12 protein-coding genes are annotated in these 13,747 nt (G+C 58.9%); 4 read left to right on the forward strand and 8 right to left on the reverse strand.

Going from position 1 to position 13,747, the window contains the following annotated elements; translation table 11 throughout:
- Nucleotides 1-214 precede the first annotated feature (214 nt).
- The 8 genes from BDE01S_RS03235 to pilM form a co-directional block, all read right to left on the reverse strand.
- Nucleotides 215-466, reverse strand: a complete 252-nt coding sequence (locus BDE01S_RS03235; protein WP_066077368.1) for a DUF1289 domain-containing protein — start codon at nt 464-466, stop codon at nt 215-217.
- 97 nt (nt 467-563) lie between these two features.
- The gene (aroB, locus tag BDE01S_RS11660; protein ID WP_066077372.1) at nt 564-1,649 is read right to left on the reverse strand and encodes a 3-dehydroquinate synthase; all 1,086 of its coding nucleotides are present in this window, start codon (nt 1,647-1,649) and stop codon (nt 564-566) included.
- A gap of 96 nt (nt 1,650-1,745) precedes the next feature.
- Nucleotides 1,746-2,273, reverse strand: a complete 528-nt coding sequence (locus BDE01S_RS11665; protein WP_066077375.1) for a shikimate kinase — start codon at nt 2,271-2,273, stop codon at nt 1,746-1,748.
- Between the two features lie 111 nt (nt 2,274-2,384).
- Nucleotides 2,385-4,439 (reverse strand): type IV pilus secretin PilQ, encoded by a 2,055-nt coding sequence (locus tag BDE01S_RS03250; protein WP_066077383.1) that lies wholly within the window; start codon nt 4,437-4,439, stop codon nt 2,385-2,387.
- 55 nt (nt 4,440-4,494) lie between these two features.
- Nucleotides 4,495-5,037, reverse strand: a complete 543-nt coding sequence (locus tag BDE01S_RS03255) for a pilus assembly protein PilP (RefSeq protein ID WP_115225345.1) — start codon at nt 5,035-5,037, stop codon at nt 4,495-4,497.
- Between the two features lie 10 nt (nt 5,038-5,047).
- A complete protein-coding gene (locus BDE01S_RS03260) occupies nt 5,048-5,677 on the reverse strand; it encodes a type IV pilus inner membrane component PilO (RefSeq protein WP_066077386.1) in 630 nt (209 codons plus the stop codon).
- The gene (locus BDE01S_RS03265) at nt 5,677-6,279 is read right to left on the reverse strand and encodes a PilN domain-containing protein (protein WP_066077389.1); all 603 of its coding nucleotides are present in this window, start codon (nt 6,277-6,279) and stop codon (nt 5,677-5,679) included. Before BDE01S_RS03265 ends, BDE01S_RS03260 begins: the two co-directional genes overlap by 1 nt.
- Nucleotides 6,280-7,386 (reverse strand): type IV pilus assembly protein PilM, encoded by a 1,107-nt coding sequence (pilM, locus tag BDE01S_RS03270; protein WP_066077392.1) that lies wholly within the window; start codon nt 7,384-7,386, stop codon nt 6,280-6,282. It lies immediately after the preceding gene.
- A gap of 162 nt (nt 7,387-7,548) precedes the next feature.
- On the opposite strand from pilM, the gene BDE01S_RS03275 reads away from it, so the two are divergent.
- The 4 genes from BDE01S_RS03275 to BDE01S_RS03290 all read left to right on the forward strand — a co-directional run bounded on the left by BDE01S_RS03275 (nt 7,549) and on the right by BDE01S_RS03290 (nt 13,720).
- On the forward strand, nt 7,549-9,945 hold the full coding sequence (locus tag BDE01S_RS03275; protein WP_066077395.1) for a penicillin-binding protein 1A: 2,397 nt from the start codon (nt 7,549-7,551) through the stop codon (nt 9,943-9,945).
- A gap of 294 nt (nt 9,946-10,239) precedes the next feature.
- On the forward strand, nt 10,240-10,755 hold the full coding sequence (locus BDE01S_RS03280; protein ID WP_066077397.1) for an adenylyltransferase/cytidyltransferase family protein: 516 nt from the start codon (nt 10,240-10,242) through the stop codon (nt 10,753-10,755).
- Complete coding sequence (locus BDE01S_RS03285; protein WP_066077400.1) at nt 10,752-12,503, forward strand: bifunctional biotin--[acetyl-CoA-carboxylase] ligase/type III pantothenate kinase; 1,752 nt, start codon at nt 10,752-10,754, stop codon at nt 12,501-12,503. The genes BDE01S_RS03280 and BDE01S_RS03285 overlap by 4 nt, the downstream gene beginning before the upstream one ends.
- A complete protein-coding gene (locus BDE01S_RS03290) occupies nt 12,500-13,720 on the forward strand; it encodes a hypothetical protein (RefSeq protein ID WP_066077402.1) in 1,221 nt (406 codons plus the stop codon). The genes BDE01S_RS03285 and BDE01S_RS03290 overlap by 4 nt, the downstream gene beginning before the upstream one ends.
- The last annotated feature ends 27 nt before the right edge of the window (nt 13,721-13,747 follow it).

Consider the following 13,747-nt stretch of genomic DNA (forward strand, 5'->3'; position numbering starts at 1 on the left):
GGGGAAATGCCAAAACCTTTGACTGCTTTAAAAAGCTTATAGAATAAGGCTTGCGGGGATTTCTAGCGCCTTTTTTGTCCCTTACACCTTTAATCTTTAAATAGCCATTAAAAAGTCATTAAAAAAACGTCTGAAAATCGATTTTCAGACGGCTCTTTGTATGACAAGAGAAATAGGAACCAAAGCAGAGGCAGGAAGCGCCGTTTCCCGAACCTTAAAACGACAAGCCCATCTGTTCTGGGGCTTCTGTGCCGAAGTCTTCGTCGGCGGCCAGGGCGCGGCTGCGGATTTTGCTGCGGCGCAGGGCGAGCAGGCGCATGACTTGGTGTTTTTGCCCGTCGCTCATCCGCTGCCAATAGAGCCGCTCTTCCCGGCTACGCAGGCAGCCTTTGCAATAGCCTTTGGCATTGGCTTCGCACACGCCGATGCAGGGGCTGGGAATGGTGAAGAAATCGGGTTGTTCCATAGGAGATATCGTGCGGGCGCGGCGGCTTTATCGTCATTGAACACAGATGATACAGCGTTGCCGCGCCCGCTGCCTGATTAAATGCTGAATGTTCTGATTATACAGGCAGATAGGGCGACAGGGTGCGGTGCAAGATGTCGGTATCGGTGATTTCGGTGATATTGGCTTGGCCGATGCGGTTGAGGCCGATAAAACGCATGATGCCGCTTTCGACTTTTTTGTCGTGGCTCATGTGGGCAATCCAGTGCTCGAACGGGAAACACGGCGGCTCGGCGGGCAGGCCGGCGGCCTGCATCAGGGCGGCGATGCGGCGGGTGTCTTCGGGGGCGAGCGTGCCCAGCTGCTCCGACAGGCGGCCGGCGAGTACGCAGCCGGCGGCGACGGCTTCGCCGTGCAGCCAGACGCCGTAGCCCATTTCGGCTTCGATGGCGTGGCCGAAGGTGTGGCCGAGGTTGAGCCAGGCGCGGATGCCTTGTTCGGTTTCGTCGTCGGCAACGATGTCGGCTTTCATTTTGCAGCAGTGGTACACGGCTTGGGCGAGTTTGTCGGGCTGCTGCGCCATCAGGTCGGCCATGTTTTGCTCCAGCCATTCGAAAAAGGTGCTGTCGCCGAGTGCGCCGTATTTGACCACTTCGGCCATGCCGGCGGCCAATTCGCGCGGCGGCAGGCTTTGCAGGGTGGCGAGGTCGGCCAATACGGCCTGCGGCTGGTAAAACGCGCCGATCATGTTTTTGCCGAGCGGGTGGTTGATGGCGGTTTTGCCGCCGACGGAGGAATCGACTTGGCTTAAGAGGGTGGTCGGGATTTGGATAAAGGGGGCGCCGCGCTGGTAGGTGGCGGCGGCAAAGCCGACCATATCGCCGATAACGCCGCCGCCCAGTGCGATAAGCGTGGTTTTGCGCTCGGCGCGGTGGGTCATCAGGCCGTCGAAAATGAGATTGAGGGTTTGCCAGTTTTTGTGTTCTTCGCCGTCGGGCAGGATGATGCTGAAATGGGGCACGCCGGCGCGGGTTAAGGCCGTCTGAATTTTTTCCAGATACAGGGGGGCGATGGTTTCGTTGGTGATGACGGCGGCTTTTTTGCCCAGATGCGGTTTGAGCAGCTTGTGCGCGGAATCGAGCAGGTCACGGCCGATGTAGATGGGGTAGTTGTGGGACGGGGTGCGGACGGTCAGGGTGTGCATGGTGGCTCCTGTGCGGAATGGTGTTCGGGCAAGGTATAAGGCCGTCTGAAAAAAGGGTTTTTCAGACGGCCTTTGCCGCAGATGCGGGCAGCACGCTCAAGCATGCGGGGTCAGAATGTTGGTCAGGCGGCTGAGGGTGTGCTGGTAGTTTTCCGATTCGATGACGACATGGGCGGTATCGCGGTAGATGCGGTCTCGGGCTTCGTAAAGCTCCTGCAGTTTGGCCAGCGGGTTTTCGACCTGCAGCAGCGGGCGGTTGGTGTCGTAGCGGGTGCGCTCCAGCAGGATTTCGGGCAGGGTATGCAGGTAAACGACCGTGCCGCTTTCGCGCAGGCAGCGGCGGTTTTCTTCGCGCAAGACTGCGCCGCCGCCGGTGGAGAGTACGATGTTGTGTTCGGCAGCCAGCTTTTTCAACATGGCGCTTTCGCGGTTGCGGAATCCCTGCTCGCCTTCCATTTCGAAAATGGTGGGAATGGAAACGCCCGAGTGGGTGCAGATTTCTTGGTCGCTGTCGTAAAAGCGGCGGCCGAGCGATTGGGCAACGTGCTTGCCCAGCGTGGTTTTGCCCGCGCCCATCAGTCCGATTAAGATTAAGTTGCCGTTGATTTTTTCCATATCGGGCATTTTATACGATATTGGCAGAAAAATGTTTTATTTGGCTGCGGCGGGGATGCTTATGCAGGAATATATTAAAACAGACATGCTTATTGGTATAAGTATGCCTGTTTGTCGGGATTAATAGCGTAAGTTGTTGCCTTGTCCGTCCATAATCCGGGGAGTGATGAAGACCAGCAGCTCTTTGCGCTCTTCGGAGCGGGCGCGGGATTTGAAGAGGTTGCCGACAACGGGAATATCGCCTAAAAACGGCACTTTGTTGACGGTATTGCCGCTGGTTTCTTCGTAGATGCCGCCGATGATGAGCGTGCCGCCGTCTTCCACCATGGCTTGGGTGTTCAGGTTTTTGGTGCTGATACACAAGGTGTTGACGCCGTCGGTTTGGCAGGGCACGGGGGTGTCGCGGTTGATTTTCACCGTCATGATGATTTGGCCGTCGGGCGTGATGTTGGGGGTGACGGTCAGGCCGAGCACGGCTTTTTTGAAGGTGACGGAAGTCGCGCCGCTGGAGCTGGATTCCTGGTAGGGGATTTCCTGGCCGGATTCAATCGAGGCTTCTTTGCGGTCTTGGGTTAGGACGCGCGGGTTGGAAATGGTTTTGGTTTTGCGTTCGGCTTCGGACGCGGAAAGCTCCAGCCCGAGCGCGGCCGATGAAAACGAGCGTACCAGCGCAACGGAAGATGTGGCGGCGGCAACGGGCAGGCTGATGTTGGGATTGTTGGTCAGGGTATTGCCGCCGTTCCAGGTGTTGCCCCAACCGGTATTGCCGCCTGAGCTGCTGCCGGCATAGCCGAATTTGATGCCGAGATCGCGTGAGAAGCCTTCTTCGGCTTCGACAATGCGCGCTTCCACCATCACCTGCCGCGCGGCAACATCCAGCTCGTCCACCAGCTTGCGGAATTTTTCAATGACGTTGCGCGTGTCGGTGACAATCAGGGTGTTGGTGCCGGGGTCGATTAAGGCGCTGCCGCGCGGGCTGAGCAGGGTGTTGCGGTGGTCGCCGCTGCTGCTGCGTCCGCTTTCGTCCAAACGCAGGATTTTGCGGAACTCTTCCACGTTTTTGTATTTAAACTGGAAGGTTTGGGAATACAGCGGCCCCAGCTCGGCAATCTCTTTTTCGGCTTGCAAAAAGGCTTTGTCTTTGGCCAGCAGCTCTTCGCGCGGGGCGATGTTGATGATGTTGCCCTGGCGGCGCATATCGAGATTGCGCGCCTGCATCACCAAATCCAGCGCCTGATCCCAGGGCACGTCTTTCAGCGACAGGGTCATTTTGCCGCGAACCGAATCGCTGGCCACGATGTTGAGGCCGGATTCTTTAGCCAGAATCTGCAGAATGGTGCGTACGTCGATGTCTTGGAAATCCAGCGACAATCTGCGTCCGCTGAATGATTTGGCCGAACGCGACGGCAGGCCGGCAGGGGCGCTGTCGGCGGCTTTGGGGCGGATTTCAAAATAGAAGCGGTTGCCGGAGGTGCGGGTATTCAGCTCCCAGCGGCCGGTATTGGTGATGGTGAGGCGGGTGGCGTTGCCGATGCGCTTGAGGGTGATGTTGCGCACGGGGGTGTCGAAGTCGCGGACATCCAAGCTGCGCTGTGCCTGCGTGGGCAGGGTGTGGTTTTTCAGCGTGATGACGACGCGGTCGCCTTGCTCTTTGATGTCCGGGCGGCCGTTGAAGCCGTCGGCGGCCAGCTCGACAACGCCGCTGCCGTATGCGCCTTTGCGGAAGTCGATGTGGGCGGCGGGTGCGGCATGAGGCACGGGGTCGGCGATAATCGACAGGTTGTTGCGGTCGGTCGCTTCGCTGACGAATATCCATACTTCGTCATCGCGGATTTCGGCGGTGTATTGTCCGGCGCGGTGCAGCCCCAATACGATGCGGGCGCGGTTGTTGTTTTGCGCGGTGGTAATCTGGTCGAGCAGGGGGTCGGCGTATTCGAATACGGATTGTGCCAGACGTACCTGCGTGCCGACGAAATCCAGGGCAATCCGTGCCGGCGTGCCGGTCACGAAGCCGCTGGGCAGGGTGGCGTCTTGGTCGAAACGGATTTTGATGATTTTCTGGTTGTCGGGCAGGGAAGAGACGCTGATGTCGGTAATGTTGCCGGCAAAGGCCGTCTGAAAAGCGGCGGCCATGCCCAATCCGGCCAGAAGGTTTTTGACGTGTTTGCTGTTCATAGTGAAACCCGTTTGGAATCTTGGTGTGTCGGTGTGCCGCCGCGCGGCAGCGGTGTTATTCGGATGCGGCTTGATTATCGGGAGCGGATTTGCTGTCGGCGCTGCTGCTCATGGGCAGCTCGGCGCTGCGGTAAATCCAGTTGCCGTCTTCGCCTTCAATTAGCTCGGTCAGTAGGATTTTGTCGGGCGTGATGCGCTGTATTCTGCCGTGGTTGCGGCCGATGTAGCTGCCGATGCCGACGGTATGGACATAATTGTCGGCTTCGATATAGCCGGATACTTTGCCGTTGCTTTCCAATAATCCGACATAGCGCAGGCTTTCGAGATCGTAGCCTTCCAGCCGTTCTTTGATGCGGTCAGCGCCGGGTGCGTTGCGGCGGGCGGGCGTGGTTTTCAGACGGCCTGCGTCAAAGGCGTTGCTGCCGTCGGACTTGGGCGCGACATAAGGCTCGGACCATACCGACAAGGGCGCGGCTTGCGATGCCGCTCCGGTTTTGGCGGCGGCGCGGGTTTGGCTCATCCATTGGTCGAGGTCTTCGTGTGCCGGGGTGCAGGCCGCCAGCATCAGGCAGACGGGTGCGTAAAACTTTTTCATCATATCTCGGCCGTTAATCCGTAGGGTTGGTATCCTGCCCGCCGGCGGTTTCCGCTTCCGCGCGGGCTTGGTAAGTGGTGGCGGTGGCACTCAGGGTCAGCAGCCCGGACGGATTGTCCGCAGGGGCTTGGCGGGTAATGTTCAGCGAGTCCAGTGTGATGATGCGCGACAGGCCGCCGACATCGCGGACAAACTGATGCAGGCGGTCGAACGGCCCGCTCAATACGACGTTATAGGGCAGCTTCTGCACGGCGCCGTCGGCTGCGGGCGGCAGCGGGGTCACGCTGTCCAAGCGCAGGCCGTTTTGCGAGGCAGCCAGATGAAGCTCTTGAATCAGATTGGGAATTTCGGCATCGGTCGGCAGCTGGCGCAACAGGGTGTCGAACGCGCTGCGGGTGGCGTTCAACTCGGCCTGCAGGCTGTCGAGCGCGGCGGCTTCCATGCTTTTGCGGGCGTAGGTCTGGCGCAGCTGCGCTTCCTGCTCTTTCAGGGCGGAGAGGTCGTCGAGCTGGAAGCGGAATAAGGCAGCATAGCCGAAAGCCATAATGGCGGCAACCGACAGCGCGGCCAGCAGCAGCTTGGCCGGCATATCGAGCAGGTATAAGTCTTTGAGGTCGGCGTTACGCAGTTTTACGGAAGACATTACGGTTGCGGCTCCTGTGTCTGGGTCGGTTGCGGCGTTTGCGGGGCTTCAGGCTCTGCACTTGCATCGGACAGGCGGGCTTTCAGGGTAAAAGACTGATAGCTGCCGTTTTTTTGGATGCCGAGCAACTCGGGCTGCCCGAATACGCCGCCTGCGGGCAGCGCCTGCATAAATACGGCGATTTTGTTGTCGTTTAAGGCGCGGCCGGAGAGTTTGTAGGTGTCGGGGCTTTCCGCTTCAAGTGATGTCAGGTAGGTATCGGCGGGAATGCGGGCGTTGAGCGTATCAAGCATACGGGCGGCTCGGTGGCGCGCTTGTTGCAGCTCTTCCACTTTTTGCTTTTTGGCCAGAAAACGCTCTTTTTCCTGCTGGAGTTTTTGGATTTCGCCCAGATTTTGGTCGAGCTTGCCGATTTCGTTTTCCAAATGGCGGTTGCGGCTTTCCTGGTTGCCGATGGCGGCACCGAGCGCGACATAAGCGCCGACGGCCAGGGCAAGCCCGCCGATTAGGGCGGAGAGCATCAATACTTTAAACTGCTGCTGTTTATGCAGGCGCTCGGTTTCGCGGTAGGGCAGCAGGTTGATTTTTACCGGTTCGATCATTTACAGCCCCCTTGCCGCCAGGCCGAAGGCAACGGTCAGCGCGGGCGCGTCGGCCTGCAGCTGCGCCGCATCGATATACGGGCCGCGTTCGGCAGCGAGCGCGGGATAAACGCATTGTACGGGCGTATTGGTTTGCGCCGATACGCTTTCGGCCAGCCCGGGCTGGCACGATGCGGAGCCGGTCAGCAGGATGTGCTTGATGCCGGAGAAGGCTTCCATGGTCTGCGTGGTGTAGTAAAACTGCAAAACGCGCTGGACTTCCTGGGTAATCTGCATATTGAAGCGTTCGGCGATTTGCGATTGGTAGCCGCCGGGCTTTTCGGTCAGGTTGAGCATATAACGGGCTTCTTCTTCGCCGGTTTGGTAGGTATGCCGTATCAGGTGGAGCAGCTGCTCGACGCTGGCGGCGGTTTCCTGCTTGTAGAGGATTTGGCCGCCGCGCATGATTAAGGCATACATTTGGGTGTCGTAAATGCCGAATACGGCGATTTTTTCGTGTGCCAGTTCCGGCGCGTGGCAGTTGAGCCAGTAGGCAAAAGCGTTGCGTTGCGCCAACAAATCCAAATCCAGCGCGTGCAGCGGCAGCCCGGCCTGTTCGAACATTTCGGCGCGCGGCTCGACATCGTCTTTTTTGGCGGCGGCAATCAGGATTTTCTGCCCGCCGCTGCGGCTGTCGCTGCCATCGGGTTGGTAGTCGTAGTTCATGTCGCCGTGCGGGCCGATTTGCGCCACTTCGGATTCGGCAAAGTCTTCCAGCCCCGCGGCATCAAGCGGCGTGCGGCTGACGGCGTGTTCCAGAGAAGCCAAACCGTGGGGCATGGCGGCGACAAAAATTTTACAACTGGTGTGTAATTGGGTATAAGTATGCTGCAAATATGGAACGAGCTGTTCGTAATCCTGAATCTTGTTGCCCTTGACAATATTTTTGGGCAGCGGGGTCACGGCGTATTTTTCCAGCCGGATTTGGTTTAAACTATGGCCTGACAGCAGAACCATCCTGACGGCGTATTGGCTGATGTCGATACCGACGGCCGAGCGCGGAAGCGCGGCTTGGGTCTGCCGCTTGCCGGCGGCAGCAGGTTTTCCGGTGTGTTGAAATAAGCGCATGGGGCGTTCCTGCGGTATGAAATATTGCGGCTGCTTGCGTGCCGGCGGGGTCTGCCTGCTAAAATGCGGTATTTGACGACCGCCCGGGCGGCAGGCTCCGGCTTGGAAATTGTTGTCTATTTTACTTTATTTAATGCTTGTAATGGCAAATATTAATAAGTCATGATTAAGAAAATTATAACGACCCTGATCGGTCTGATATTGGGTTTGTCTCTTTTCGGCGCCGGCTTGGTGGCGATTGCGATTCTGGTGACCTATCCCAAGCTGCCCTCTTTAGAGAGCGTCCAATATTACCAGCCGAAAATGCCGCTGACCGTCTATTCTTCAGACGGCAAAGTCATCGGTTTATACGGTGAAGAGCGCAGGGAATTTACCAAAATCGAAGATTTCCCCGCTGTATTGAAAAACGCCGTAATTGCGGCGGAAGATAAGCGTTTTTATGACCACTGGGGCGTTGACCTGGTCGGCGTGGCACGCGCGATTGTCGGCAACTTAGTAGCCGGCGGCGTGCAGTCGGGCGCGAGTACCATCACCCAGCAGGTGGCCAAAAACTTCTTCCTGAGCAGCGAGCGCACCTTTACGCGTAAATTCAACGAAGCGCTGCTGGCTTACAAAATCGAGCAGTCGCTGACCAAAGACCAGATTTTGGAGCTGTATTTCAACCAAATCTATCTGGGTCAACGCGCTTACGGTTTCGCGGCGGCGGCACAGATTTATTTCAACAAAAACGTCAAAGACCTGTCTTTGGCAGAAGCCTCGATGCTGGCCGGCCTGCCGAAAGCGCCGTCGGCTTACAACCCGATTGTCAATCCCGAGCGTGCCAAGCTGCGTCAGGCATATATTCTGAACAATATGTTCGAAGAGGGCATGATTACCATGCAGCAGCGCGACCAGGCGCTGAAAGAAGAGCTGCATTACGAGCGCTTCGTGCAGAAAATCGACCAAAGCGCCCTGTATGTTGCAGAAATGGTACGCCAGGAGCTGTATGAAAAATACGGTGAAGAAGCCTATACACAGGGCTTTAAGGTGTACACCACAGTCAGCACCGAGCATCAGAAAGTCGCTACGGCGGCCTTGCGTAAGGCGCTCCGCAATTTCGACCGCGGCAGCAGCTATCGCGGTGCCGAAGACTTCATCGATTTGAGCCAGTCGGACAATATCGAAGAAACCGTCGGCAAGCATTTGTCTACGCTTTATACCGTGGACGGCATGATTCCCGCAGTGGTGGTGGATACCACACGCAAAGGCGTGGTTATCCAGCTGCCGAGCGGCCGTCGCGTTACTCTGGGCAACGGTTCGCTGGGCTTTGCCGCACGCGCCGTCAACAACAAGAAAATGGGTGACGACCGCATCCGCAAAGGCTCGGTTATCCGCGTCAAAGGCAGCGGCGACCAGTGGACGGTGGTGCAGGAGCCGTTGCTGCAGGGTGCGCTGGTGTCGCTGGACGCGAAAACCGGTGCCATTCGCGCATTGGTCGGCGGCTATGACTACCACAGCAAAACCTTCAACCGCGCCACTCAGGCCATGCGCCAGCCAGGTTCAACTTTTAAACCCTTCGTTTACTCCGCCGCATTGGCCAAAGGCATGACCGCCTCCACGCTGATTAACGATGCGCCGATTGTCCTGCCGGGCAAAGGTGCGGGCGGCAAAGCGTGGGCACCGAAAAATGCAGACGGCCGCTATTCGGGCTACATTACCCTGCGTCAGGCGCTGACGGCCTCCAAAAACATGGTGTCCATCCGCATCCTGATGTCGATCGGTGTCGGCTACGCGCAGCAATACATCCAACGCTTCGGCTTCAAGCCGTCTGAAATTCCGGCCAGCCTGTCTATGGCGCTGGGTACGGGCGAAACCACGCCTTTGCGTGTTGCCGAGGGTTATACGGTTTTTGCCAACGGCGGTTATAAAGTTTCGGCTTATGTGATTGATAAAATTTACGACAGCCAAGGCCGTCTGCGCGCGCAGATGCAGCCGCTGGTGGCCGGTGAAAACGCACCGCAGGCCATCGACCCGCGCAATGCCTACATCATGTATAAAATCATGCAGGATGTGGTGCGCTCGGGTACGGCACGCGGCGCGGCGGCAGTGGGTCGCTCCGATATTGCGGGCAAAACCGGTACGACCAACGACAATAAAGACGCCTGGTTCGTCGGCTTCAACCCGAGCATCGTGACCGCCGTCTATATCGGCTTCGACAAACCGCGCAGCATGGGCCGCGCCGGCTACGGCGGCACGATTGCCGTACCGGTATGGGTGGACTACATGAAGTTTGCCCTGAAAGGCACGGACAACAAAGGCATGAAAGCGCCTGAAGGCATGGTCAGCCGCAGCGGCGAGTACTACATGAAAGAGCGCCAAACCACCAACGCTGACTTGGCTTTGGACAACGGCGGCAACGCGCCGCGCCAGGCATCTTCCGCCCAGCGCCGCCAACGCCCCGCCGCCAATAACAAGCCGCAAGCCGCCCAAAGCGGCAACAACGCCGCCGCAGCCGCGCCGAAAGAAAAACCGGCCGCACCGTCCGGCGGCGGCAACAAGCAGCTGGATTCTTTGTTCTAAAGGCGCTGCCCGTAAGGGTTGATTGACAGGCCGTCTGAAAACTGTGTGTTTTCAGACGGCTTTTTAATGGGCGGTATATTTGTTATTGGACATGGACATGATGGCAGGGGCGCAATCAGCCGTCTGAAAAACATCTGCCTGCCGCACGCCGTCCCAAGCAGGGTAGCCGCAGTTCCGGCGGCAAAAGCGTTGCAAACCAGTATCGGCAAAGCAGGGTGTGGGGACAGGCGCAAACCTTGCGGGATATGTTAGAATCCGCTTCATTTGCATTTATTTCACGCTGAGGAGAAAGCCGTGTCCGAATGGTCATTGCCCGATTTCGAACAAAAAATCTGTCCGCCGGAGGAGTTGGCCGCGCGGCTGGCCGGTTTGCCCCGTCCGCTGGTGTTTACCAACGGCTGTTTCGACATCCTGCACCGCGGCCATGTGACCTATCTGGCGCAGGCGCGTTCGGCGGGGGCGGCTTTGGTGCTGGCTTTGAACACCGATGCATCCGTGCGCCGTCAGGGCAAGGGCAGCGACCGTCCGATTAATCCGCTGGCCAACCGCGCGGCGGTGGCGGCGGCGCTGGGCAGCGTGGATTTGGTGACCTGGTTTGACGACGATACACCCGCCGCGCTGATTGAAGCCGTGCGCCCTGATGTCTTGATTAAGGGCGGCGACTGGCCGGTGGAGAAAATCGTCGGCGCGGCGGAAACGCTGGCACGCGGCGGCAAAGTGTATTCGATTCCGTTTTTACACCAAACCTCTACCACCAAAACATTGGAAAAAATCCGTGCGGCGGAAGCGGGCGAAAAGGCGGCCGGATGATGGCGCTCAAATTGCAGCATTGGCAGGTATTGTCCGCACTTTCAGACGGCCTGCCGCACCACGTTTCCCGATTGGCGCGGTTGGCGGGTGTCAAACCGCAGCAGCTCAACGGCTTTTGGCAGCAGATGCCGCCGCACATCCGCGGCCTGCTGCGCCAGCATGACGGACAATGGCGGTTAATCAGGCCGCTGGCGCTGTTTGACGAAGACGGGCTGGCGCAAATCGGCGCGCACCACGGTTTTCAGACGGCCTTGCTGCACGAATGCGTGTCCAGCAACGATGAAGTATTGGCCGTGGCACGCGAATCGGCGCAGCAGGCGCACAAGCTGCTGTGCGTGACCCATTTCCAAAGCCGCGGGCGCGGGCGGCAGGGGCGCAGCTGGCAGCACAAGCCGGGCGAGTGCCTGATGTTCAGCTTAGGCTGGGCGTTCGACAAGCCGCAGCACGAATTGGGCGCGCTCGCCCCCGTTGCCGCGTTGGCCTGCAACCGCGCACTGGCCAAGCTGGGCTTGAATACGCAGATTAAATGGCCGAACGATTTGGTGGTCGGCCGCGAAAAACTGGGCGGCATTTTAATCGAAACCGTCAGAAACGGCGGGCGCACGGTGGCCGTGGTCGGCATTGGCATCAATTTCGTGCTGCCCAAAGAAATCGAACACGCCGCCTCGGTGCAGGCGCTTTTTCAGACGGCATCGCAGCGCGGCGCATCGGCATCGCAGCTTTTGGATGCAGTATTGGCCGAAATCGACAGCGCGTTTTGCCAATTTGCCGAGCACGGCTTTGCGCCCATGTTGGCGGATTATCAAGCAGTGCACCGCGACGGCGGCCGCGCCGTGCGCCTGCTGATGGACGGCCAGCCGCTGCACGAAGGCCGCGCGCTGGCCGTAAACGAGCAGGGTGCGTTGCTGCTGGAAACCGCCGAAGGTGTGAAAACCATTGTCTGCGGCGAAGTCAGCCTGCGCCCCAACGATGACCCGCGCCCTGAACATATTGTGCGCAACCGCCGCTATCTGCTGCTGGACGGCGGCAACAGCCAATTAAAATGGGCTTGGGCAGAAAACGGCAGCTTCGGCGAAGTCAGCCGCGCGCCGTATCGGGATTTGAGCCGCCTGGGCGAAGAATGGGCGGCGCGTGCCGACGGTTTGGTAAAAGTCGTCGGCTGCGCGGTGTGCGGCGAAGCCAAAAAGCAGCTGGTGGAAACGCAAATCGGCCGGTCGGTCGAATGGCTGGCATCGATGGAGCAGGCGCTGGGCGTACGCAATCATTACCGCCACCCCGAAGAACACGGCTCCGACCGCTGGTTTAACGCGCTGGGCAGCCGCCGCTTTACCCGCAATGCCTGCGTGGTCGTCAGCTGCGGTACCGCCGTGACCACCGACGCGCTGACCGACGACAACCACTATCTCGGCGGTACCATTATGCCGGGCTTCCATCTGATGCGCGAAGCCATGGCCGCCAAAACCGCCAATCTCAACCGCCCCATCGGCAAGGTGTACGCCTTCCCGACCACCACGTCCAACGCGCTGGCCAGCGGCATGATGGACGCCGTGTGCGGTGCGCTGATGCTGATGCACGGCCGTCTGAAAAAGAAAGTCGGTGCAGACAAAGCCGTGGATGTCATCATCACGGGCGGCGGCGCGGCTAAAGTGGTTCAGGCGCTGCCGGAAGCCTTTGTGGCCGGAAACTATGTCCAAATCGTCGATAATCTGGTGATTTACGGCCTGCTGAATTGGATTGAACAGTCATGAGCAGAATTTTGCCGGGATTGGCCGCCGCGCTGTGCACGCTGGCGACGGGCTGCGCCACACTTGCCGCACCCGAGGGCGTGCAGGCGGAGGAGGCTGCAACCGCTGTAACGGAAAGCACAGTAATGCCGTCTGAAAATGCCGAAGCGGCGGCAGAACCTGCCATGCCTGCGCCGCCTGTTTTGCCTGAATTACCGCAGCCTGATGAATATGTGGCTTTGCCTGAACCCGAGCCGCAAATTGAAACTGCAGCGGAAGACGTGTCGGCAGAAACAGCCGCAGAATCCGCCGCTGCCGAGCCGCCTGTTTTATCCGCATTACCGCAGCCGGATGAATATGTGGCGCTGCCTGAACCCGAGCCGCAAATTGAAGTTTCGGCGGAAGAAATGTCGGCAGAAAAAGCAGCAGAAGCCGCCGTTGAGCCGCCTGTTTTGCCCGCATTGCCGCAGCCTGATGAATATGTGGCGCTGCCTGAACCCGAGCCGCAAATTGAAGTTTCGGAGGAAGAAGTGTCGGCAGAAACAGCAGCAGAAGCCGCCGCTGTTGAGCCGCCTGTTTTGCCTGAATTGCCGCAACCCGATGAATACACTGCCTTGCCCGAAGCCGAACCGCAGCGTGAAGCTGAGTTTGCAGCAGGGAATAGTGAACATGGCGAAGCGGGTGTGCTGCCATCTCAACCGGAGACACCGCAGGCGGCAGATGATGCTGTTCACAACGCAGATGCCGCGCCGCAAGCAGCATCCGTATGCACGCCGTATGCTAACGTGGCGATGGACGAACACGATTACCGCAGGCTGGAAAGTGCATTGGCTGCATGGCCGCATACCGTTGCGGCGGGCGAAATCCGCAGGGCGGGGCAGACGGCCGCCGCCAAAGCGCAGCGGACTTTCCGCGTGCTGATACCGACGGAGGGCGCAGCTGCAGCCAAGCTGGCGGATTTGCGGCATCGGGGCTTTCACGGCGAATTGTACGACGGTGAAATCAGCTTAGGCACATACCGCAGCCGCTCGGCCGCACAAGTCGGCATCGCCCGCCTGACCTCGTCCGGTTTCGGCGGCGGCCGCATCCAATGGGAAGAAGGCGGCATCAAAGTCAGTCCGCCCGAAGCCGTCGGCCTGGCGTTGACCTTTAGCGGCGTTTCCGCTCAGGATATGGCCGATATCCGCCAACTGATCGGCCGCAGCGGCGAGATGACGGTACATCATTGCCCTGACGAGTAAAATCGGGAAAGCGGTATGGTGCTGTAT

It is taken from the genome of Bergeriella denitrificans NBRC 102155 (genome assembly GCF_001592185.1).
Lineage (GTDB): Bacteria > Pseudomonadota > Gammaproteobacteria > Burkholderiales > Neisseriaceae > Neisseria > Neisseria denitrificans.